Annotated in this window: 16 protein-coding genes and 1 tRNA gene; 11 read left to right on the plus strand and 6 right to left on the minus strand. The window is 64.5% G+C overall.

Annotation, left to right across the window (positions count from 1 at the left end; genetic code table 11):
* Nucleotides 1–187: 187 nt before the first annotated feature.
* Nucleotides 188–264, plus strand: a tRNA-Arg gene (locus DUPY_RS03805).
* A gap of 83 nt (nt 265–347) precedes the next feature.
* Here DUPY_RS03805 and DUPY_RS03810 read toward each other — a convergent pair.
* From DUPY_RS03810 to DUPY_RS03820, 3 genes are read right to left on the minus strand one after another with little or no spacing between them, the layout of a single operon-like run.
* Complete coding sequence (locus DUPY_RS03810; protein ID WP_070246517.1) at nt 348–563, minus strand: hypothetical protein; 216 nt, start codon at nt 561–563, stop codon at nt 348–350.
* Entirely contained in the window at nt 560–1,528 is a 969-nt protein-coding gene (locus DUPY_RS03815) for a D-2-hydroxyacid dehydrogenase (protein WP_070246518.1), read from the minus strand. Before DUPY_RS03815 ends, DUPY_RS03810 begins: the two co-directional genes overlap by 4 nt.
* A complete protein-coding gene (locus tag DUPY_RS03820) occupies nt 1,525–2,490 on the minus strand; it encodes a LysR family transcriptional regulator (RefSeq protein ID WP_070246519.1) in 966 nt (321 codons plus the stop codon). The genes DUPY_RS03815 and DUPY_RS03820 overlap by 4 nt, the downstream gene beginning before the upstream one ends.
* A 146-nt stretch (nt 2,491–2,636) precedes the next feature.
* Here DUPY_RS03820 and DUPY_RS03825 point away from each other — a divergent pair, with 146 nt between their 5' ends.
* The 5 genes from DUPY_RS03825 (at nt 2,637) to DUPY_RS03845 (ending at nt 9,880) form a co-directional block, all read left to right on the plus strand.
* Nucleotides 2,637–2,846: a hypothetical protein gene (locus DUPY_RS03825; protein ID WP_070246520.1), complete on the plus strand. Its 210-nt coding sequence runs from the start codon at nt 2,637–2,639 to the stop codon at nt 2,844–2,846.
* On the plus strand, nt 2,843–3,745 hold the full coding sequence (locus DUPY_RS03830) for an alpha/beta hydrolase (RefSeq protein WP_070246521.1): 903 nt from the start codon (nt 2,843–2,845) through the stop codon (nt 3,743–3,745). Before DUPY_RS03825 ends, DUPY_RS03830 begins: the two co-directional genes overlap by 4 nt.
* Nucleotides 3,746–3,904: 159 nt before the next feature.
* Nucleotides 3,905–5,158, plus strand: a complete 1,254-nt coding sequence (locus DUPY_RS03835; protein ID WP_070246522.1) for an efflux RND transporter periplasmic adaptor subunit — start codon at nt 3,905–3,907, stop codon at nt 5,156–5,158.
* 5 nt (nt 5,159–5,163) lie between these two features.
* On the plus strand, nt 5,164–8,358 hold the full coding sequence (locus tag DUPY_RS03840) for an efflux RND transporter permease subunit (RefSeq protein ID WP_070246523.1): 3,195 nt from the start codon (nt 5,164–5,166) through the stop codon (nt 8,356–8,358).
* 13 nt (nt 8,359–8,371) lie between these two features.
* Nucleotides 8,372–9,880, plus strand: a complete 1,509-nt coding sequence (locus tag DUPY_RS03845; protein WP_070246549.1) for an efflux transporter outer membrane subunit — start codon at nt 8,372–8,374, stop codon at nt 9,878–9,880.
* A gap of 123 nt (nt 9,881–10,003) precedes the next feature.
* Here DUPY_RS03845 and DUPY_RS03850 read toward each other — a convergent pair whose 3' ends face one another.
* Nucleotides 10,004–10,357: a hypothetical protein gene (locus DUPY_RS03850; RefSeq protein WP_070246524.1), complete on the minus strand. Its 354-nt coding sequence runs from the start codon at nt 10,355–10,357 to the stop codon at nt 10,004–10,006.
* A 158-nt stretch (nt 10,358–10,515) separates the two neighbouring features.
* Here DUPY_RS03850 and ligD point away from each other — a divergent pair, with 158 nt between their 5' ends.
* The gene (ligD, locus tag DUPY_RS03855) at nt 10,516–13,119 is read left to right on the plus strand and encodes a DNA ligase D (protein WP_070246525.1); all 2,604 of its coding nucleotides are present in this window, start codon (nt 10,516–10,518) and stop codon (nt 13,117–13,119) included.
* Between the two features lie 79 nt (nt 13,120–13,198).
* Here ligD and ku read toward each other — a convergent pair whose 3' ends face one another.
* Nucleotides 13,199–14,164 (minus strand): non-homologous end joining protein Ku, encoded by a 966-nt coding sequence (ku, locus tag DUPY_RS03860; RefSeq protein WP_070246526.1) that lies wholly within the window; start codon nt 14,162–14,164, stop codon nt 13,199–13,201.
* Nucleotides 14,165–14,166: 2 nt separating this feature from the next.
* On the minus strand, nt 14,167–15,195 hold the full coding sequence (locus DUPY_RS03865) for an SDR family oxidoreductase (protein ID WP_070246527.1): 1,029 nt from the start codon (nt 15,193–15,195) through the stop codon (nt 14,167–14,169).
* A gap of 216 nt (nt 15,196–15,411) precedes the next feature.
* On the opposite strand from DUPY_RS03865, the gene DUPY_RS03870 reads away from it, so the two are divergent.
* From DUPY_RS03870 to DUPY_RS03885, 4 genes are all read left to right on the plus strand, one after another.
* The gene (locus tag DUPY_RS03870; RefSeq protein WP_070246550.1) at nt 15,412–17,067 is read left to right on the plus strand and encodes a SulP family inorganic anion transporter; all 1,656 of its coding nucleotides are present in this window, start codon (nt 15,412–15,414) and stop codon (nt 17,065–17,067) included.
* A gap of 81 nt (nt 17,068–17,148) precedes the next feature.
* Nucleotides 17,149–19,359 (plus strand): sensor histidine kinase, encoded by a 2,211-nt coding sequence (locus tag DUPY_RS03875; RefSeq protein ID WP_070246528.1) that lies wholly within the window; start codon nt 17,149–17,151, stop codon nt 19,357–19,359.
* Between the two features lie 53 nt (nt 19,360–19,412).
* A complete protein-coding gene (locus tag DUPY_RS03880; protein WP_070246529.1) occupies nt 19,413–21,596 on the plus strand; it encodes a two-component system response regulator in 2,184 nt (727 codons plus the stop codon).
* 7 nt (nt 21,597–21,603) lie between these two features.
* A complete protein-coding gene (locus DUPY_RS03885) occupies nt 21,604–23,373 on the plus strand; it encodes a DUF885 domain-containing protein (protein WP_070246530.1) in 1,770 nt (589 codons plus the stop codon).
* The last annotated feature ends 44 nt before the right edge of the window (nt 23,374–23,417 follow it).

A 23,417-nucleotide genomic window follows, 5' to 3' on the forward strand; every position in this document is an offset into this window, starting at 1 on the left:
TACTTGGCTACGAACCAAGGGGTCGTGGGTTCGATTCCTGCCAGCCGCACCAAAATTCGTAAGATGAAAGGCCTGATGAGTGATCGTCGGGCCTTTTTTCTTTAAATGTAAGCCCTTGAAAGATAATGAGTATTCTTCTTTTGAGTGCTATACCGGACGACAAAACGCTGTTACAATGTTGTCTTTCGCGGCTGTAGCTCAGCTGGATAGAGTACTTGGCTACGAACCAAGGGGTCGTGGGTTCGATTCCTGCCAGCCGCACCAAAATTCGTAATATTCGTAATATTCGTAATATTCGTAAGAAGCGAGGCCTGATGAGTGATCATCAGGCCCTTTTTCTTTGCTCTTCAGCTTGCAGGCTGTAGCGGAGCTGCCTGCTTGGCGCAGCGGGCCGACAGGATCGAACGTTCAATCGGATCAGCCACCGCCCGGATCGCCTCCTGCGAACAATTGGCCGCTGTAGCGTCTGGCGCCTTGGGCTTCTTGCCCAGCTGGTGCCAGGCCCACGTTGACAACAGCACCACTGCAATCAAGGTCATCACGGTACTGGGCTGGATTTTCATGCCACCACCTGGCGCGGCGCGCCCGCCACCCACGCTTCCACGTTGTCGATCAGCTGGTCCGCCAGCACCTGCATGGCTTGCGTGCTGGCCCAGGCCGAGTGGGGCGTGAGGATGAAGTTCGGCAGTCGCAGGTTCAGCAGCGGGTTGTCGGCCGGCGGCGGCTCTTGCGTGAGCACGTCGACACCGGCGCCGCCGATCACGCCGGCGCGCAATGCATCGGCCAGCGCCTGCTCGTCCACCAGGCCGCCGCGCGCGGTGTTGATCAGCAGTGCGCTGCGCTTCATGCGCACCAGTTCCGCCGCGCCGATCAGGTTGCGGGTCTGGTCGTTGAGCGGCAGGTGCAAACTCAGGACGTCGGAGGTCTCCAGCAGTTCGTCCCACGATACCTGCGCCACACCTTCGTCGGTCACCGGCGAACGGTTGAATACCACCACCTCCATGCCGAACGCGCGCGCGATCGCGGCCACCGATTTACCCAGCGCGCCGTAGCCGGCCAGGCCGAGGCGGCTGCCGGCCAGGTCCTGGACCGGATGGCCGAACAGGCAGAACTGTTCGGCCTTCTGCCACAGGCCCGCTTCGATATCGGCGCGGTAGGCCACCAGTTGCCGCCGCAATGCCAGCATCAGCGCAAACGTATGCTCGGGCAGGGTGTGCACCGCGTAGTTGCGGATGTTGGAGACCACGATGCCGCGCGCGCGGCACGCAGCCAGGTCGATGATGTCGGTGCCGGTGGCCGACACCGCGATCATCTTCAACTCCGGCAGCTGGTCCAGCGTGTCCGCGCGCAGCGGCACCTTGTTGGTGATGGCGATGGTGGCGCGGGCATCGCGCAGGCGCGCGACCGCATCGGCAGCTTTCGTGGCCGGATACTCGGTCCACTCGTGTGGAAAGGACGGCTGGCGCACGTTGGCGATCAGGCTGTCGCGGTCAAGGAAGACGATGCGGTGGTTGTCATGGTTACTCATACGGCTGACTCCAATGGTGAGGGGGCCGCGCGCGCAGCAGGCGGGGGCGCCTTCGGCAGACGCATGCCCGGGTGGCTGGCAAACAGTTCGGCGATCCATTCCACGAACACGCGCACCTTGGCCGACAGGTGGCGGTTTTGCGGGTACACCACGTGCACCGGCAGCGGGTCGATCGACCAGTCGTCGAGGATGGTGGTCAGGCGGCCGTCCGCCAGCATGGCGTCGACCACGAAGCCGGCGGTCTGGATGATGCCCAGGCCCGCCACCCCGGCGGCGATGTAGGCGTTGGTATCGTTGACGGCGATCAGGCCGGGCAGGGCGACCTGCAGCCGTTCGCCGTCGCGGGTAAAGTCCCATTCGAGGATTTTACCGCTGCGCGAGGAAAAATAATTCACGCACCGGTGCTGCAGCAGTTCGCGGGGATGGGCAGGAATACCGTAGCGCCGCAGGTAGTCGGGCGCGGCGCAGCAGATAAAGTCGAGCATGCCCACCCGGCGCGCGATCAGGCTCGAATCGACCAGCACGCCGCCGCGCACCGCGCAATCGACGCCTTCCTCCACCAGGTCCACGCTGCGGTCGCTGCACCCCATCTCCACCTGGATGTCCGGGTAGCGCGTGAAAAAGTCGGGCATGGCGGGAATGATCACGTCGTGCGCCAGGCCGGTGGGCACGTCCACCCGCAGCCGCCCGCTGGGACTCAAGCGCGTGCGCGACAGCGATTCCTCCGCGTCGCGCACGTCGGACAGGATGCGCAGGCAGCGTTCATAATAGGCGGCGCCGTCAGCGGTTACGCTCACGTGGCGCGTGGTCCGGTGCAGCAGCTTGACCGACAACGCCGTCTCCAGCGAGGCGATCAGGGTCGACACCGTGGCCTTGGGCAGTTGCAGGTTGTCGGCCGCGCGCGTGAAGCCGCCGGTGTCCACCACCTCCACAAAAACTTCCATCGCTTGTAGTTTATTCATTTGTTCGCCTCATTGTTCAGGATCCTGAACAATCAATTCAGTTTTGCCGTCTTTATCGGATTGTAGAACATGTTTAAGATTGCTGTACTGCACAAAGAAAAAGAAATGATTCCGGTGGCAGGCTACAGTTGAGGAAGGGACCTATCATGAAAAATCTGGATGGAATGTTTGCCACGATCGCCATTGCGCTGACCACGGTCGCGCTGGCGGGCGTCATTTCCACCGATGCCTATCTGCAGACGGCCAAGGCCGAAGTGCAAGGCGTTCGTGCCCTGACCGAAGTCGCCAGCGGCGACGCGCTGGCCTGTGCCGACACCTCGCTGGTCGCCGGCGACGGCTTGACGGTGACCCGATGAACACCGGGGCCAGCACCAGCGCTAGCCAGCAGGAGCAACCGCTGCCGCAGCTGTCCGACCGCATCAAGGTGCGCGCGCTGGAAGTGGGCGGCGCCGAAGGCCCGCTCGCGGCGCGCCTGTACACCAGCGGCGATTCGGCTAGACGCGATGGGGGCAAGCGCGACACCTTGCTGGTGTTCTTCCACCCGGGCGGTTTTGTCGGCGGTGACCTCGATGGCGCCGACATCTTCCTGCGCCACCTGGCCGACGACAGCCCGCACATCGCCGTGCTGTCCTCGAGCTATACGCTGGCCACCGAACGCGCCTTCCCGGCAGCGGTGGAAGACGCCCATGCAGTGCTCAACTGGGCCAAGAAGAACAAGGCCAAGACTGCATGGACCGGCAAGCGCTTGCTGGTGTGCGGGATCGAAGCGGGAGCTAATCTGGCGGCAGTCTGCGCTTTGATGTCGCGCGACCGCGGCGGCCCGGCGCTGGCCGGCCAGATCCTGATCATGCCCATGCTCGACCCGGGCCTCACCACCTGCTCGATGCGCGAACTGCAGCAGGCGCCGGAACTGCTGGAGGTGGCCGATGCCTGCGCCGCCGCCTACGCCGGCTACCTGCCCAATTGCGCCGACCGCACCCACCCGTATGCTTCGCCGCTGCAATCGAGCCGCCTGAAAAACCTGGCCCCCGCACTGATCCTGTCCGCCGAGGACGATCCGCTGCGCGACGAGGCCGAACAGTATGGCGCCAAACTGATCGCCAACGGCGTCAAGACATCCGTGATCCGCATGGCCCCCGCGCTGCAGTCAGAAGCGGGTGAGCGTAACGAGTGCGCGTGCAAATGCGTCGCGCTCGGCGAGATCGCCACCTTCATCGCGGGCCTCGACCGGCCCGGTGCGGAGTCTCCTACTTAGCGGTACCGATTACCTGTTAGTCCAACAGTAACACCCACGTCCCCACTGGCTTGCCGGCGGGGCGCTCGACTCTTGTTGTCTGTTTTTCCGTGCATCGCCCTGGCTTTCGGCAGGCGCCGCCGTTTCTATTAATAATTTTCATGCATAAAGGGATAAAAAATGAAAACCATTAAACAAATGACCGCTTTGGCAGGGCCGCTGGCCGCTGCCATGGCGCTGGCGGGCCTGGCCACGATAGGCCTCACCGGTTGCGACGATGCCAATAGCAAGACCGCACAAGCGCAGGGCGCACCGCAAGGCGGACCGCCGGTGTCGGCAGCGGCCGTGGTCGAAAAGACCCTGACCGAAACCCAGGAATTCTCGGGCCGCCTGGAGGCGATCGAACAGGTGCAGATCCGTCCACGCGTGGCCGGCTTCATCACGGCGATTAACTTCAAGCCGGGCAGCCAGGTCAAAAAGGGCGACGTGCTGTTCGTGATCGACGCCCGTCCGTTCCAGGCCGAAGCCAACCGCGCCCAGGCCGCTGCCGGTTCGGCCCGTGCCAAGGCCGAACTGGCCAAGCTGGAATTCGATCGCGCTGAAAAGCTGCTGGCCGATAAAGCCATCGCCCAGCGCGAACTCGACGAACGCTCGTCGAACTTCAAGCAGCTCGACGCCGACGCCCGCGCCGCGCAAGCCCAGTACGAAGCAGCCAAGTTGAACCTTGACTACACCCGCGTGACGTCGCCGATCAGCGGCCGCGTCTCGAAAGCGGAAATCACGCTCGGTAACCTGGTCGATGCCTCGGCCGTGCTGACTTCCGTGGTCTCGCTGGAAAACATCTACGCCTCGTTCGACGGCGACGAAGAGACCTACCTGCGCGTGGGCGCCGCTGCCCACAAGGGCCAGCCGGCCGTGGTGCGTATTGGTCTGGCCAACGAAGAAGGCTTCCCGCACGAAGGCAAGCTCGAATTCGTCGACAACCAGCTCGACGCCCGCAGCGGCTCGGTGCGCATGCGCGCGCGCCTGGCCAACGACGACGGCGCCCTGGTGCCTGGCCTGTTCGCCCGCGTGCAACTGGCCGGTTCCACCGGCGCCAAGCCGGTCATGCTGATCAACGACCGCGCCGTGAGCACCGACCAGAATCGCAAATTCGTCTTCGTGGTCGGCGCCGGCAACAAGGCCGAGTACCGTCCGGTCACGCTCGGTCCGCAAGTCGATGGCCTGCGCGTGGTGCGCACCGGTCTGAAAGCCGGCGAGAAGATCGTCGTCAACGGCCTGCAGCGCGTGCGCCCCGGCGCGCCGATCACGCCGACCATCGTGGCGATGGACGCCGACCCGCTGGCCGCCAACGTGGCGCAGCCAGAAACCAAAAAAGATGAAAAAGTCGCTGCAGTTTCGACAGATGCCAAGGCTGGCGCTACCAAGGAATAATTACAATGAACATTTCCCGATTTTTTGTCGACAAGCCGATTTTCTCGGCCGTCCTGTCGATCATTATTTTTGTGGCCGGCCTGATCGCAATTTTCAAGCTGCCGATTTCCGAGTACCCGGACGTGGTGCCGCCATCGGTGGTGGTGCGCGCGCAGTACCCGGGCGCCAACCCCAAGATCATCGCCGAAACCGTGGCCGCGCCACTGGAAGAGCAGATCAACGGCGTCGAGAACATGCTGTACATGTCCTCGCAAAACACGTCCGACGGCGCGCTGGCGCTGACCGTGACCTTCAAGATCGGCACCAACGTCGAGCAGGCTGAAACGCAGGTGCAAAACCGCGTCCAGCGCGCCTTGCCGCGCCTGCCGGAAGAAGTGCGCCAGATCGGTGTCACGACCGTCAAGTCGTCGCCCAACCTGACCATGGTGGTCCACTTGCTGTCGCCGAACGGCCGCTACGACGACCTGTACCTGCGTAACTACGCGGTACTGAACGTCAAGGATCAACTGGCGCGCCTGCCCGGCATGGGCGAGGTGCAGCTGTTCGGTTCCGGCGACTACGCCATGCGCGTGTGGCTCGATCCGCAAAAAGTCGCTGCGCGCGGCATGACCGCCGGCGACATCGTCGACGCGATCCGCGAGCAGAACGTGCAGGTCGCTGCCGGTGTAATCGGCCAGGGCCCGAGCAAGGGCGCCGACTTCCAGCTGACCGTCAATACCCACGGTCGCCTGCAGAACGAAGAAGAATTCGGCAACATCATCGTCAAGGCCAGTGCCGACGGCGCTGTCACGCTGCTCAAGGACGTGGCGCGCCTGGAAATGGGCTCGAACTCGTACGCTTTGCGCTCGCTGCTGAACAACAAGTCGGCTGCCGCGATTCCGATTTTCGAAGCGCCGAACGCCAACGCGCTGCAACTGTCGGCCGACGTGCGCGCCACCATGGAACGCCTGTCGAAGGACTTCCCGGAAGGTGTCGCTTACGACATCGTTTATGACCCCACCCAGTTCGTGCGTGAGTCGATCAAGTCGGTGATCCACACCCTGATCGAAGCGATCGTGCTGGTCGCCCTGGTGGTGATCATCTTCCTGCAAACCTGGCGCGCCTCGATCATTCCGCTGCTGGCCGTGCCGGTGTCGGTGGTCGGTACCTTTGCGGTGATGCTGGCCTTCGGCTTCTCGATCAACACGCTGTCCCTGTTCGGCCTGGTGCTGGCCATCGGTATCGTGGTCGATGATGCGATCGTGGTGGTGGAAAACGTGGAACGTAACATCCACGACGGCCTGTCGCCGCATGACGCGACGATCCAGGCGATGAAGGAAGTCAGTGGCCCGATCATTGCGATCGCCCTGGTGCTGTGCGCCGTGTTCGTGCCGATCGCCTTTGTGTCCGGCCTGTCCGGCCAGTTCTACAAGCAGTTCGCGCTGACCATCGCCATTTCGACCGTGATTTCGGCATTCAGCTCGCTGACCCTGGCCCCGGCCCTGGCCGCAGCGCTGTTGAAGCCACACGACGCACCGAAAGACATCGTCACCCGTGGCATGGACAAGGTGTTCGGCGGCTTCTTCGGCTGGTTCAACCGTTTCTTCAACCGCGCGTCGAACAACTATGAAAAAGGCGTGACCGGCGTATTGAAGCGCAAGGGCGGTTCGCTGGTGGTGTACGCGGTGCTGGCCGTCGCTGCCGGTTTCATGTTCAAGGTGGTGCCACCGGGCTTCGTGCCGGCGCAGGACAAGCAGTACCTGATCGGCTTTGCGCAATTGCCGGACGCCGCTTCGCTCGACCGCACCGACGCCGTGATCCGCAAGATGTCGGACATCGCCAAGGACATTCCTGGCGTGGCCAACTCGATCGCGTTCCCTGGCCTGTCGATCAACGGTTTCACCAATGCGCCGAGTGCCGGTATCGTGTTCGTCGGCCTGTCGGACTTCCACCAGCGCACCAGCAAGTCGCAGTCGGCCGAAGCCATCGCCGGCGAGATCAACAAGCGCATGGGCGCCATCGAAGGCGCGTTCGTGATGGTGCTGCCACCACCGCCGGTAAATGGTCTCGGCACCACCGGTGGCTTCAAGCTGATGCTCGAAGACCGCGACAACCTCGGTTACGACGCGTTGTACAAAGCGGTGCAGGCAGTGCAGGCCAAGGCCGCGACCAACCCGAAGCTCGCTGGCGTGTTCTCGAGCTACCAGATCAACGTGCCGCAGCTGTTCGCCGACGTCGACCGTGTGAAAGCCAAGCAGCTCGGCGTGCCGCTCAACACGATCTACCAGACCTTGCAGATCAACCTCGGTTCGCTGTACGTCAACGACTTCAACCAGTTCGGCCGTACCTACCAGGTGCGGGTGCAGGCCGACCAGCAGTTCCGTTCGCACGCAGAAGACATGGGTCAGCTCAAGGTCCGCAACGACCGTGGCGAAATGATCCCGCTGTCGTCGCTGATGCGCGTGAAAGACAGCTATGGCCCTGACCGCGTACAGCGCTACAACGCTTTCGTCGCCGCCGAAATCAACGGTGCGCCGGCGCCTGGCGTATCGTCGGGCGAAGCACAGGCCGAGATGACGAAAATTGTCGAGGAAGTGCTGCCGAAGGGTATCTCGTACGAATGGACCGAACTGGTCTACCAGGACATCCTGTCCGGTAACACCATGATGTACGTGTTCCCGCTGTGCGTGCTGCTGGTGTTCCTGGTGCTGGCCGCCCAGTACGAAAGCTGGACCCTGCCGCTGGCCGTGATCCTGATCGTGCCGATGTCGATCCTGTGCGCACTGATTGGCGTGAAGCTGACCGCTGGCGACAACAACGTCTTCACCCAGATCGCGCTGTTCGTGCTGGTGGGGTTGGCGTCGAAGAACGCGATCCTGATCGTGGAGTTTGCCCGTGAACTGGAACTGCAAGGCCGCACCATCGTCGAAGCGGCGCTGGAATCGTGCCGCCTGCGTCTGCGTCCGATCCTGATGACGTCGATCGCCTTCATCATGGGTGTGCTGCCGCTGGTGTTCTCGAGCGGCGCCGGTTCGGAAATGCGTCATGCGATGGGTGTGGCGGTGTTTGCCGGCATGCTGGGCGTGACCTTCTTCGGCCTGTTCCTGACGCCCGTGTTCTACGTCCTGCTGCGCAACCTGTCGGTCCGGCTGGAGCGCAAGAAAACCGTGGTAGCCGGCGCACCTGTCGTCACCGCACCAAAACTGGAAGGGAACCATTAACATGGACACTAAGATGAACAAGCTGCAAATGATCGCCAAAGGCGTGGCTCCCGTCTTGGCCGCATTGCTGATGACCGCGTGCGCCGCCCCCGAGTTCAAACAACCTGCCATCGACGTGCCGACCGCCTTCAAGGAATCGCAGGCGCCGGTACCGTCGGAGGTCACCACCCACGTGCAGACCGCTGCCGACGGCAGCACCTGGAAACAGGCGCAGGCTGCCGAAGCGCAGCCGCGCGGCGAGTGGTGGCTGGCCTTCAACGATACGGCCTTGAATGAGCTGATCGCCGAAGCCACCCGCGCCAACGCCAACCTGGCCGTGGCAGCGGCCCGCGTCAAGCAGGCCCGCGCGATTGCCGGCGTGGCCGAAGCGGACCGCATTCCGCAAGTGGGCGCCAACGTCGGCGCCCAGCGCCAGCGCGCCTCGGCGCCGTCGCTCGGCCTGCCGGATGGCACGCCGGTCCGCCCCGGCAACGTGTATACCGCCAACCTGTCGGCCAGCTACGAAGTCGATTTGTTCGGCCGCGTATCGTCCAACGTGGCGGCAGCCCGCAACGATGCCGCCTCGGTCGAGGCGAACTACCGATCGGTGCTGCTGTCGGTGCAGGCCGACGTGGCGCAGACCTACTTCCGGCTGCGCGCCACCGACGCCGAACTGGAAACCCTGGCGCGCACCGTGCAGACGCGGGAAGAAGATGTGCAGGTCAACCAGCGCCGCTTCGACCTGGGCGACATCGGCGAATTCGACCTGTCGCGCGCGAAGACCGAACTGGCGACGGTGCGGTCCGAAGCGATCGGCCTGCAACGCCAGCGCGTCACGGCCGAACACGCACTGGCGGTCCTGCTGGGCAAACCGGCGGCCAGCTACACGGCCGGCGCCAGCCCGCTGCTCGATACCGCGCTGCTGCCGGTGATTCCTGCCGGCCTGCCGTCGTCGCTGCTCGAGCGCCGTCCCGACATCGCCGCCGCCCAGCGCACGATGGAAGCGGCCAACGCCCGCATCGGCGTGGCCCGCTCGGCCATGTTCCCGGCGCTGACCCTGAGCGCCACCGGTGGTGGTACCGCAGCGCAGTCGTTCTCCAACGTGTTCGAGTGGAGCAGCCGTTCGTGGATACTGGGTGCGCTGATGTCGATGCCGATCATCGACGGTGGCCGCAACAAGGCCAACATCACGCGCAGCGAAGGCGCGCTGGAAGAATCGGTCGGTACGTATCGCCAGAGCGTGCTGGTAGCCTTCGCCGAGGTAGAAGACAACCTGGCCGGCCTGCGCATCCTGGCCGGACAAACCGCGCAGATGGAAGCGGCGCTGGTGTCGGCCCGTCGTTCGGCCGACCTGGCGCAAAAGCTGTACTCGGCTGGCCGGTCGAGCTATATCGACTTGCTCGACGCGCAGCGCAACCTGGCGGCGGTGGAACGCACCGCAGTCCAGCTGCGCGGCACCCGCGCGGTGACCACGGTGGCGCTGATCCGTGCGCTGGGCGGGGGCTGGGATAGCCCGACCGCGCAGACGGTGGCGCAGCAGTAAATGAAAAACGGACCTCAAAGGTCCGTGTTTTTATTCCCCCGCACTGCCAGAGCCGGGGTCGGACCCCTCCGGGTCCGCCCCCCAAACCGGAGCGATCGCGCGCCACAGCACGCGATTCAGGGCTTACTTGGCTGGGGTAGCTGGCGTTGCTGGCATCGCCGCTGCATCAGCTTTCACGGTTTTTTCGTGGGCTTTGGCCTTGGTTTTGTGGGCCTTGGCGTGGGCGTCGGCCTTGTCGGCTTTGGCATCGGCCTGGGCTACGGCGACGTCCTTGTTGGCTTCGGCTTCTGCCTTGGCGGTTTTGGCGTCGGCCTTGATGTGGGCCTTGGTTTCCTTGGCGGTGGCTTTGGCATCAGCCTTGGCTTCTTTCGCTTCGGCCTTGGCTACAGCCGGTGCCGCTGGGGTGGTGGCTGGGGTTTGAGCGAAAGCTGCGGTAGCGAACAGGCCGGCGATCACGGTAGCGATAATTTTTTTCATGATGAAGTTTCCTCGTTTCGGTTGATAGGGCCCGGGACTATTCCCGTGTCTCTGAGCGTAAAAACGCGTGCCGATCAGTTGTCGTTGACGGCCTTTACAATCGCTTACATGTTCGCCATCGCACAGAAACACAGCGGCGTCGGGCCTACGCTGGAGCCATGACAGCCTCTCTCAAAACCTACAAATCCAAGCGCGACTTCACCATCACCCCCGAACCGGCCGAAGGCGGCGCCGAGGGCGGTGAACACCTGGCCTTCGTGATCCAGAAACACTGGGCCAGCCGCCTGCATTACGATTTTCGCATCGAGCTCGATGGCGTGATGATGAGCTGGGCCGTGCCGAAAGGCCCAAGCTACGACACCCACGACAAGCGCATGGCCGTGCACGTGGAAGACCATCCGATTTCCTATAACGACTTCGAAGGCACGATCCCGGCCAAACATTACGGGGCAGGGAAGGTCATCATCTGGGACAAGGGCAGCTGGCAGCCGCACGGCGATCCGCGCCAGGGCCTCGCCGCCGGCAACCTCAAGTTCACACTGCACGGCCACAAGCTGCGCGGGCGCTGGGTACTGGTGCGCATGCGCGGCAAGGGCGAGAAGCAGGAGCCGTGGCTCTTGATCAAGGAGAAGGACGATTACGCACGGCCTGCCACCGAGTTTTCCGTGATCGATGAGATGCCCGACAGCGTGAAGGCGCTGCCGATGCCCGATGGCGCCGGCAAGCTGACCAAGGCCGCCGCGAAGGCAGCCGATACCGCCAAAGCCACTGGCGGCGCCAGGGCTGCAAAAGCCGGAAGGTCCACGGGAGCTGCAAAGGGCGCCAAGCCAGCTGAAAAAACCACCACTGCCAAAGCTGCGAAGCCTGCCAAGGTCGCGCTGCCCGAAAAGCTGTCGCCCCAGCTGGCCACCCTGGTGGACGGCCCGCCGCCCGACCCCGAGAACTGGCTGTTCGAGATCAAGTTCGACGGCTACCGCATCCTGGCCCGGGTGGATGGCAAGGATATCCGCCTGATTACCCGCAACGGCAACGACTGGACCCACAAGCTCCAGCCATTGCAGAAAGCGCTGGCGAGCATGAAGCTGCCGCCCGGCTGGTACGACGGCGAAATCGTCGTCCATAACGAAGAGGGAAGGCCCGACTTCGGGCTGCTGCAAAACGCTTTTGACGCCAACTCGCCTGGCGAGATGGTGTACTTTATTTTCGACGCGCCGTTCCTCAATGGCCGCGACCTGCGCGACACGCCACTGGAAGAGCGCCGCGCGCAGCTCGAAGCGGTACTCGATAAGCGTCCCAACGACACGGTGCGCTACAGCGCCGCCTTGGCCGCCGCGCCCGAAGACATGATCGCCGCCGCGTGCAGCATGGGCCTGGAAGGCATCATCGGCAAGCGCCGTGATGCCAGCTATGCGGCGCGGCGCAACAGCAGCTGGATCAAGCTCAAATGCGGCCAGCGCCAGGAATTCGTCATCGGCGGCTATACCGACCCGCAGGGCGCGCGCAGCAGTTTCGGCTCGCTCCTGCTGGGTACCTACGATGCTGACGGCACGCTGCGCTACGCCGGCAACGTGGGCAGCGGCTTCAATGGCGCATCGCTGCGCGACCTGAAAGCGAAGATGGACAAGCTGGCAACGGGAAAAAGCCCGTTCGCGCCCAGCCGCGACATCGACCGCAAGGCGCACTGGCTCAAGCCCACGCTGGTGGCGGAGGTGGCGTTCGGTGAATGGACCAGCGCCGGCTCGATCCGTCATTCGGTCTTCAAGGGGCTGCGCAAGGATAAAAAGGCAACGTCCATCGTGCGCGAACTGCCCGCCCACCTGAAGGAGGAAAAATCCGTGAAAGAGTCCGAACCACTGCTAGCGGGCAAACTGCCCCCATCGTTCAAAGTCACCAATCCGGACCGGGTGATCGACAAGCAGAGCGGCGCCACCAAGATCGACCTGGTGCGGTACTACGCGCTGGTCGGCGCGCTGATGCTGCCGCACCTGAAGGGCCGCCCGGTCTCGCTGGTGCGTGCGCCGGCCGGCGTGGGGGGCGAACTGTTTTTCCAGAAGCACGCCGATACCGACAAGATGGACGGCGTGAAAAACCTCAAGCAGTCGCTCGATCCCGAACACGCGCCGATGCTGGAAGTGTCCACCCAAAAGGGGCTGCTGTCGGCAGCGCAGTGGAACGTCGTGGAGCTGCACACGCAAAACGCCAATGCGGCCACGTATGAAAAGCCCAACCGCATGGTGTTCGACCTCGACCCCGGCAAGGGCGTGGAATGGAAGCAGGTGCAGGAGGCGGCCATGCTGATGAAGGCTTTCCTCGACCAGCTGGGATTGCCGGCATTTTTAAAAACCAGCGGCGGCAAGGGGCTGCACGTGGTGGTGCCGATCAAGCCCGGTTATGGCTGGGATGACGTGAAGGCGTTTTCGCAGGCGATCGTGGCGCACATGGCGCACAATATTCCGGAGCGCTTCGTGCTCAAGAGCGGCCCGAGCAACCGGGTAGGGAAGATCTTCATCGATTACTTGCGCAATGGACGCGGCGCCACCACCGCCTGCGCCTGGTCGGCGCGTTCGCGTCTCGGCCTGGGCATTTCGGTGCCGGTGAGCTGGGAAGAGTTGGGCGAGCTCCATGGTGGCGACCACTGGACGGTGGCCACCGTGCACACCCGGCTCGATGTCGGCAATACGCCGTGGGATGGCTATGCCAAGGCCGCCAAGGGGCTGGCGCCGGCGATGAAGATGCTCGACTTCAAACCCCAAGGCCGCTAGGTTCAGCCGGACGTCTTATTTTGCCAGCCTGGAGATGTCGTCCCCGCGCAGGCGGGGACCCAATGGGCAGGCGTTGACGTCAAGCTGCCTTGCGCGCAGTGGACGACTTGGCGGCAGGCTTGCGTGCAGCCGCCGTTTTGGCCCTGGCGGGGGCAGTTTTGGCAGCGGCCCGCTTGCGCGGCGCCGGCGCCTCTTCCTCGGCTTCCTCGTCCTGCGCAGGCGTGGCCTTGGTTGCACCCTTGCCGGAGCGCTTGCCCAGGCTGTCCTGCAACAGTGCCACCAGGTCCACCACGTTCGACGACCTGGGCGCCTTGCGTTCCGGTTCCGGCGCAGTGAGGGTCTTGGTCTGGCCGGCCTTGATCTTCTTCTTGATCAGGGCCATCACGTCTTCCTTGTAGGTGTCGTGATATTGCGACGGATTCCATTCCTCGGCCATACCCTCGACCAGCGAGAGCGCCATTTTCATCTCCTTGTCGCTGATGCCAGCGCTTTTGAGTGACACCGGCGGGAGTTTGAGATCTTCGCTGTCGCGGATCTCGGTCTCGAAGCGCAAGGTGTTGAGCACGATCTTGTCGTCCATGCACACCAGCGCGCACAGGTGCTGCTTGGTGCGGATGACCACCGTGGCGATGCCGATCTTGCCGGCGCGGCGCAATGTTTCGCGCAGCAGCGCATACACCTTGGCGCCGCCTTTCGACGGCGCCAGGTAATACGGATGCTCGTAATAGGTGAGCGGCACGTCGGCCGCATCGACAAAGGCCTGAATGTCGATGGTGCCGGTGGCCTCCACGTTGGCACGCTTGAGGTCTTCGTCGGACAGCACCACGTATTCGCCGTCCTCGTACTCGTAGCCCTTGACGATGTCGTCCCAATCGACGTCCTTGCCGTTCTTCTTGTTATAGCGTTTGTAGCCCACGGGCGAAAAGTCGCGCCGGTCGAGCATCGACAGATCGAGGTCGTGCTCCTGTACCGCCGTGTACAAATCCACCGGGATGTGCACCAGGCCGAAGCTGATGGCGCCTTTCCACAACGCGCGGGCGGCCACTGTCAGCTCCCCACCGAGCCGGTTACCGGCAGCACGATGCCGGTGATGTAGCTGGCGCAGCTGGGCGCGGCCAGGAACACGTAGGCAGGCGAGAGCTCCTGCGGTTGCGCGGGCCGGCGCATGTCGGCCTGGGCGCCGAATTCGGTGATCTTGTCGGGCGACTGGTCGGCCGGGTTGAGCGGCGTCCAGACCGGGCCGGGCGCCACGGCATTGACGCGGATGCCAAGCTCGAGCAGATTCGACGCCAGCGACATGGTAAATGCGTGGATCGCGCCCTTGGTGGTCGAGTAGTCGATCAGTTTGGCAGAACCCTTGAGGCCGACGACCGAACCGGTATTGATGATCGCTCCGCCTTTTTTCAGGTACGGCACCACCGCCTTGGCCATGTGGAAGTAGCCATACACGTTGGTCTTCATGGTCATGTCGAACCGCTCCTCGGTGAGGTCGGTGATTTTTTCGGCATGTTCCTGGAAGGCGGCGTTGTTGACCAGGATGTCGAGCCGGCCGAAGCGCTGGTGCACCTGCTCGGCCACTTCGCGGCAGAACTGCGCTTCGCGCACGTCGCCGCGTATCAACAGGCAGCTGCGGCCTTCCGCTTCCACGTACCGCTTGGTGTCGATCGCGTCCTGGTCCTCGTCCAGGTAGACGATGGCGACGTCGGCCCCTTCGCGCGCATACAGTACCGCTACCGCGCGGCCAATGCCGGAGTCGCCGCCGGTGATGATGGCCGCCATGCCTTCGAGCTTGCCGCTGCCCTGGTAGTCGGGCGCCATGAATTCCGGCTTCAGGTCCATCTGCGCCTCGAGCCCCGGCTTGGCCAGGTGCTGCGCCGGCAGCGGTGTTCCCGGATAATCGTGGTCGGTGGTCTGCACCGGCCCCTTGCTTTCCCCGGACTGGCTGCCGCCCGATGGTGTTTTTTGCTGGTCATGCTGATCCTGGCGCTGCTGGATCTCGCGCTGTTCGCTGGCGGTGCTGCCGCCGCTGCTGTTGCCCTGGTTGCCTTGATTGTCCTGATTGTGCTGGTTGTCCATGGTGCCTCCGATTGCGATGAACTATCAGTATTGGCGCCGCCCCCATCGATGACGGTGCGCTCTTTCACACAAGCCCGGATTTATGACGACTTCGACACGGCCAACCTGGCTTCCTTATATGTTTTTCGCATTAACAAAGTCGAAAAACGCATTTGGCGCTGGACCGGCCAGGGTCAATCGCGTACCCTGTCGCTTTCCCCGATTTTTGTACCCAGCATGCTGCATTGGTTGAAGCACTACCGGCGCGCGCTCCTGCCCGGCGATATCAGCGCCGGCCTGGTCGTGGCCATGATGATGATCCCGCAGGGCATGGCCTACGCCATGGTGGCCGGCCTGCCGCCGGTGGTGGGCCTGTATGCCAGCATCATGCCGCCCGTGGTGTACGCGCTGTTCGGCAGCAGCATGACGCAATCGGTCGGCCCCATGGCCATCATCTCGCTGATGACCGCCGCCGCCATCGGTCCGCTGGCCGCTCCCGGTTCCGCGCTGGCTGGCGTGCTGGCCGCGCAGCTGGCGCTGGTGGCCGGCGCCACCTTGCTGCTGTGCGGCCTGCTGCGCATGGGCTTTCTCGCCAATTTCTTCTCGCGTCCCGTGATGAGCGGCTTTACCGTCGGTTCGGCCATCGTGATCGCCTTCGACCAGGTTCATACATTGCTGGGCGCGCCCATTGCCGACGTGCTCAAGCTGCATGTGCATGGTCCCAGCGCGCTGCTGGGCGTGGGATCGCTGCTGTTGCTGCTGCTGGCGCGCCGCTACCTGGCTGCCCTGTTGCGCGCCTGCGGCCTGCCGGCGATTGCCGCCGACATCGGCGCCAAGCTCGCGCCGATGCTGGTGGTACTGGGCGGGATCGCCCTGATGGCCACGACCAGCCTGCACGACCTGGGCGTGCGCACCACGGGCGCGGTGCCGGCCGGGCTGCCGGGGCTCAACCTGGCCACGTCCGGCGCCCACTGGCCCGCGCTGCTGCAACCGGGTCTCTTGATCGGCTTCATGGTGTTCCTGATGTCGATGTCGGCGGCGCAGTCGCTGGCCCTCAAGCGCAATGAAAAACTGGTGAGCAACCACGAGCTGATCGGCCTTGGCGCCGCCAACGTCGCCAGCGCGCTGTCGGGCGGCTTTCCCGTCACCGGCAGCCTGTCGCGCTCCGCCGTCAATTTCGCCGCCGGCGCCAACACCCCGCTGGCCAGCCTGATCACCGCCGCCTTGCTGGCCGGCGCACTGCTGGCGCCCACCGGCTGGCTCGCCTTGCTGCCGCTGCCGGTGCTGGCGGCCACCATCATTGTCGCCGTGCTGGGCATGCTGGAGCTGGGCATCGTGCGCACCGCCTGGTCGTACGACCGCAGCGACGTGCTGGCGTGGGCCGCCACCTGCCTGGGCGTGCTGGTGCTGGGCGTGGAGGCGGGCGTGATCGTCGGCGTGGCGCTGTCGATGGGTACCCTGATCTGGCGCGCCAGCCGGCCGCACATCGCGGTGCTGGGCCGCATCGCCGGCACCGAACATTTCCGCAATATCGAGCGCTATCCGGCCGCCACCCAGCCCGAGCTGCTGATCCTGCGCATCGACGCCAATCTGTTCTTCGGCAACGTCGAATCGGTCAGTGAACGGATCGAGTGCGAGCTGCGCACCCACCAGAGCGCGCGCGACCTGCTGCTGGTGATGACGGCGGTGAGCTCGATCGATACCACCGCCCTGTACGCGCTGGCGGAACTGAACCAGAGCCTCAAGCGGCGCAGCATCGGCCTGCACCTGGCCGAGGTGAAGGGGCCGGTGATGGACCGCCTGCGCCACAGCGACCTGCTGCGCGACCTGAACGGCAAGCTGTTTCTCAGTACTGCCATCGCCTGCGACCATATCCAGGCCGGCCAGCGCTAATACGCATGGACTTCCGGGCAGTTTGACAATATGATCAGGGGCAACGTTCCACATCCACCCACCGATGGCCCGCTGATACCGATGCTGCACCAACTTGCCCGCCGCGCGGGACGTATTTCGATCGCCGCCTTTGTCAGCGTCACGCTGACCGCCGTGGTCACCGTGGTGCTGGCCACCTTTGCGCTGTACTTCTACACGCTCGAACGCGAGCAGCGCTGGGAGCAGTTGCACAAAACCCTGGTCAACAGCGCCGACGAACTGGCTGCCGCCGTGGCGCTGCCGGCCTGGAATTTCGATGACAACCAGATCACCACCATCATCAAGAGCGGCTTGAGCAACCGCGACCTGTACGCCGGCGCTGTCACCCCGGCCCTCGGCGGCAAGACCTTCATCCTCACCCGCAACGCCCATGGGCAACTGACCGAAGCCACGCGCCTGCCCGACAATCCCGACCTGCTGTCGGCCCGGCGCGACATCGTCGCCGCCGGCCAGTCGATCGGCGCCATCACCGTGTATGCGTCGCCCGAGGCGATGACCGAGCAGCTGCGCCAGCGGCTCTACACCATCGCCGGCATGATCTTCGTGCTCGACGTAACGCTGGTGTTCTGCCTGTACCTGCTGCTGTCGCACCTGGTCTTCAAACCGATCACCACCATCGAGCGCTACGCCGCCAACGTCAAGGCCGGCCAGAACCCCGGCGCCTTGCCGCCGCGCGACTGGTACTTCGGCGAGCTGCGCACGCTCAACGCCTCGATCCGCGAAATGGTGCAGCTGATGGACAGCCGCTACAAGTCCATGCACGACAGCGAGGAGCGGCTGCAGATCGCCAGCAGCGCGGCCTCGATCGGTATCTGGGACTGGAATATCCACAGCGACAGGATGGTGTGGGACGACCAGATGCACCGCCTGTACGGCGTGGAAGACGGCCACACCGGACCGCACGTCTCGGCGGTGGACAACTGGATGCTGCTGGTCCATCCCGACGACGCGGTGCCATTGCGGACACTGCTCGGCAGGGCGCTGGGCGGTGGCGGGGATTTCGACAGCGAATACCGGGTGCTGTGGCCGGACGGCTCGCTGCATCACCTGCATGGCGAGGCGGTGATCTTCCGCGATGCGGACGGCAGCCCGGCGCGCATGGTGGGCGTGTGCTACGACGTCACCGAGCAGAAAACTGCGGAACAGGAGCTGCGCCGCCACCGCATCCACCTCGAAGAACTGGTGGCCGAGCGCACCAATGCGCTGTCGGTGGCGGTGCGCCAGGCGCAGGCGGCCAACCAGGCCAAGAGCATTTTCCTCGCCAATATGAGCCACGAGCTGCGCACACCGCTCAATTCCGTGATCGGCTTCTCGCGCCTGATGGCCGACTCCAAGCACATGCTGCCGGAAGAAAAGCGCAACCTCGCCATCATCCACCGCTCCGGCGGGCACCTGCTCACGCTGATCAACGCCATCCTCGAACTATCCCGCATCGAGGCGGGCCGCGCCACCCTGCAGACCGAGGCGGTACGCATCGACGACGTTCTGCAGGAAGTGATGGACATGGTGAGCATGCGCGCCGGCCAGACCGGCGTGCACCTGGCCCTGGAAGCGGCCGGCCTGCCGCCCGGCGCGCGGGTGGATGGCACCAAGCTGCGCCAAGTGCTGCTCAACCTGATGTCGAACGCGGTCAAGTTCACCGGCCAGGGCAACGTCACGCTGCGCGTGGCCGGCACGCTCGTGGGCGACGGCCAGTGCGAGCTGGCCTTTGCCGTGATCGACGACGGTCCCGGCATCTCGCCCATCGACCAGACCCGCATTTTCGAGCCGTTCATCCAGGCCCAGGGGCCCGGCGCCAAGGAGGGCACCGGCCTGGGTCTGACCATCTCGCGCGAGTTCGTGCAGTTGATGGGGGGCGTGCTGTCGGTGCAGTCGGCGCCTGGCGCCGGCGCCACGTTCCAGTTCACCATCCGGGCGCCGGTGGCCGACGCGGCGCAGCTGGCGGCTGCAGGCGGCATCAGCGCCCAGGAGATGCTGCGCGCGCGCCGCTTGCTGACCGCGCCGGCCGAGGGCCCCGGTCCGCGCAACGCCGCGCCGCTGGCCGCCGCCGACCTGGCGCAGCTGGCGCCGGACCTGCGCGCCCAGCTCAAGGCGGCATTGCAGGAACTGAACCTGGCCAGGGTGGCGCTGCTGCTCGAACCGCTGCCACCGGTATTGCACGCCGTGGTGGAGGGCATCGAACACATGGTGCGGCTGCACCAGTACCCGCAACTGTGCACGTTGCTGGACCAGGCTGGAGAACCGGGCCATTGAGGTATATGATGACGTTTGGATCACACGCAATATTGGCGCGATAGAGAGTATTCATGCACCGGGATTTATCGGAACCACATACCAAGGGTGAAGTGCTGATCGTGGAAGACACGCCGGCCTCGCTCAAGCTGCTCAGCGACCTGCTGACCGACGCCGGCTACGACGTGCGCCAGGCCCCCAACGGCGAACTGGCGCTATGGACCGCGCAATCGCGGCCACCGGAACTGATCCTGCTCGACATCCGCATGCCCGGCATCGACGGCTTCGAGGTGTGCCGGCGCCTGAAGCAGTCGCCCGAGCTGCGCCAGGTGCCGGTCATCTTTCTCTCGGCCCAGCATGACACCGACGACAAGGTGCGCGGCTTTGCGCTGGGCGCGGTGGACTTTATCGCCAAGCCGTTCCAGGCCGAGGAAATCCTGGCCCGCACCGACGCCCACGTGCGCCTGGGCCGCGCCCAGCACGCGTTGGCGCAGGAGCGCGCCACGCTGGAACAGCGGGTGGCGGAGCGCACGGCCGAACTGGCGCGCGAGATCGAGCAGCGCCGCGCCAACGAGGAATTCATGCGCCTGTCGAGCCAGGTGTTCGAGGCCACGCGCGACGCCATCGTCGTCACCGATCCCGAGGCGCGCATCGTCGCCACCAATCCCGCCTTCACGCAAATCTCCGGCTACAGCCGCGATGAAGTGCTGGGCAAGAACATCACCATGCTGCACGCGGGCGAGCAGGACGCCGCCAACCTGGCGGTGATGGCACAGGCCATGGGCAGGAGCGGCCACTGGTCGGGCGAGCTGCTGGCGCGCCGCAAGAATGGCGAAACCTATCCGGGCCTGCTCAGCGCCTCGTCGCTGCGCAACGGCGCGGGGGAGGTCACCAATCACGTCGCGCTGTTCCTCGATATTACGGAGCGCAAGGCCGAGCAGCACCTGATCGACTTCCTGTCCCACCACGATGCGCTCACCGGGCTGCCCAACCGCCTGCTGGCGCGCCAGCGCTTCGAACAGTCGCTGGCCAACGCCCGCCGCGAGGGGCGCTGCGTCGCGGTGATGTGCCTGGACCTGGACCGCTTCCGCAGCATCAACGACTCGTATGGCCACGAGGTGGGCGACAAGGCCTTGCAGGTGGTGTCGCACTTCCTTACCGATAGCGTGCGCGAGGGCGACATCGTCACCCGCCAGGGCGGCGACGAATTCCAGATCGTGGTGCAGGACGACGCCCAACTGGGCGCCACCATGGCCCTGGCGCAGAAAATCCTGGCCGGTTTGCGCCGCGAGCTGGTGATCGACGGCCAGCAGATCACCGTCACCGCCAGCATCGGCATCGCCGTCAGTCCGCTCGATGGCAACAGCTTCGACGAACTGCTGCGCAACGCTGATACTGCGCTGTACCGCGCCAAGGAAACCGGCCGCGATAACTACGCCTTCTTCACCGAACGGATGGACGCCGAGATCCGCGACAAGCTGGCGATCCAGAGCCAGCTGCGCGGGGCGATTGCCCGCGACGAATTCGAAGTCCACTACCAGCCGCAAATGTGCCTGCGCAGCGGTCGGCTGGCTGGCGCCGAGGCGCTGCTGCGCTGGAATAACGCGGTCCTGGGCCGGGTGCCGCCCAACCGCTTCATCCCCCTGGCCGAGGAATATGGCCTGGTCAACTCGATCGGCGACTGGGTGCTGGAAAGCGTGTGTGCGCAAATCCGCGTGTGGCAGGACCAGGGACTGGGCGACGTCAAGGTGTCGGTCAACCTGGCCGCCGGCCAGTTCGCCAACGACGCCACCGTGCCGTACGTGGAAAGCACGCTGCGCCGCTATGGCCTGGCGCCGTCGTGCCTGGGCCTGGAAATTACCGAAGGCACCGTGATGGGCGATCCGGACAAGGCGGTGGCCGCGCTGCACCGGCTCAAGGATATCGGCGTGTCGATCTCGCTCGACGACTTCGGCACCGGCTACTCCAGCCTTGGTTACCTGAAGCGCTTCCCGATCGACACCCTCAAGATCGACAAATCCTTCGTGGACGACGTCACCACCAGTGCCAACGACGCGGCGATTGCGCTGTCGGTGATCTCGCTGGCGCACAACCTCAATATGCAGGTGATCGCCGAGGGCGTGGAAACGCGCGAGCAGGTGCAGTTCCTCACCGAGCGCGGTTGCGACGAAATGCAGGGATACTTTTTCAGCCGACCGGTGAGCGCCGGCGAATTTACCGAATTGCTGCGCGAGCGGCGCAACCTGTTTGACGTTTAGGAGCCCTATGCACAAGAAGTTCAGCACTATCGCCGGCGTAGTCGCCGGCGCCTGCCTGGTCCTGTCGATCAACGCGCAAGCGGCAACCAGGCCCGGACCGGCCGACGCCCGCTTCAAGGCCATCTACACCGAAGAACTGAAATGGCGCCACACGCAGCAGCAGGAAAGCGATGAAGACGATGACAATGGCGTGACGTCCGCGCTGCCGCGCATCGACGCCGCCACCCAGGCCAGGCGGCTGGCGTACTGGCAGGGCGTGCTGAAAAAACTCGATGGCATCAAGCCGGCCAGCCTGTCGGGCGAGGAGAACATCAATTACCAGGTGTACAAGGCGCAGATCGCCGCGCTGGTGGCGGAGATCGCGTACCGCGAATACGAAAAGCCGCTCAATGCCGACACCGCGTTCTGGTCCAACCTGGCCTACAGCGCGCGCCGCCCGATGACCACCGAAAAGGACTACCGCGCCTACATCCGCCAGTTGCAGGATGTGCCGCGCTACTTCGACGAGGAGATCGTCAACATGCGCGCCGGCCTGGCGCGCGGCTTCACGCCGCCCAAGGTAACGCTGGTGGGACGCGATGCGTCGATTTCATCGGTGGCCGAAGCCAGGACGCCGCAGGACAGCATCTATTATGAACCGTTCAAGGCCATGCCGGCCACCATGCCGACGACCGTGCAGGAAGACCTGCGCGCGCAGGGTATAAAGGCCATCGCGACGGCGGTGCAGCCGTCGTTCGTCAAGCTGCTGGGCTTCATGCGCGACGAGTACGTGCCCAAGGCGCGCGAGGACCTCGCTGCCGAAAATCTCCCCGACGGCAAGGCCTATTACCAGTCGAAGATCGTCGAGTTTACGACCACCACCATGACTGCCGACGAGATCCACCAGGTGGGCGTGGCGGAAATGGCCAAGATCCGCGCCGAGATGCAGGACGTGATCAAGCAGACCGGCTTCAAGGGCGACTTGCCGGCGTTTTTGCACTTCCTGCGCACCGACTCGCAGTTCTACGCCAAGACCCCGGAAGAGCTGCTGATGCGCTCGGCCTGGGTGGCCAAGAAGTTCGACGGCAAGGTAGCCCAGTATTTCGGCTACCTGCCGCGCCGGCGCTTTGCCATCATCCCGGTGCCGGCTGACCAGGCGCCGTTCTACACGTCGGGCCGGGGCGGTCCGGGCGTGTACCTGGTCAATACGTACAACCTGCCGTCGCGCGCGCTCTACAGCATGCCGGCGCTGACGCTGCACGAATCGGCGCCGGGCCACGCATTCCAGATGCCGATCGCGATGGAGCAAAAGGGCCGGCCGTCGTTCCGCAACGCGTATATTTCGGCCTATGGCGAGGGATGGGCGCTGTACACCGAGCGCCTGGGCGCCGAGATGGGCATGTACGAAACCCCGTACGAAACCTTCGGCATGCTCAGTTACCAGGCCTGGCGCGCTTCGCGCCTGGTGGTCGATACCGGCATCCACAGCAAGGGCTGGACCCGCAAGCAGGCGCAGGACTACCTGCGCGCCAACACCGCGCTGTCGGACCACGAGATCGAGACCGAGGTCGATCGCTACATTTCCTGGCCGGGCCAGGCGCTGTCGTACTACCTGGGCCAGATGAGCATCATCAAGGCGCGCCGCAAGGCCGAAGCCGCGCTGGGCGAGAAGTTCGACATCCGCAATTTCCACGACACCGTGCTGCAACTCGGCTCGGTGCCGCTGCCGGTGCTGGAAGCGCGCATCGACCAGTTCATCAAGGACGGCGGCAAGAGCCCGTATCCTGCCCTGGAATAACGGCGGCAGTGACAATTTGCGTGTTTTTCAATGTGGCGGATGGA

Origin of the sequence: Duganella phyllosphaerae (assembly GCF_001758785.1) — a bacterium.
Lineage (GTDB): Bacteria > Pseudomonadota > Gammaproteobacteria > Burkholderiales > Burkholderiaceae_D > Rugamonas > Rugamonas phyllosphaerae.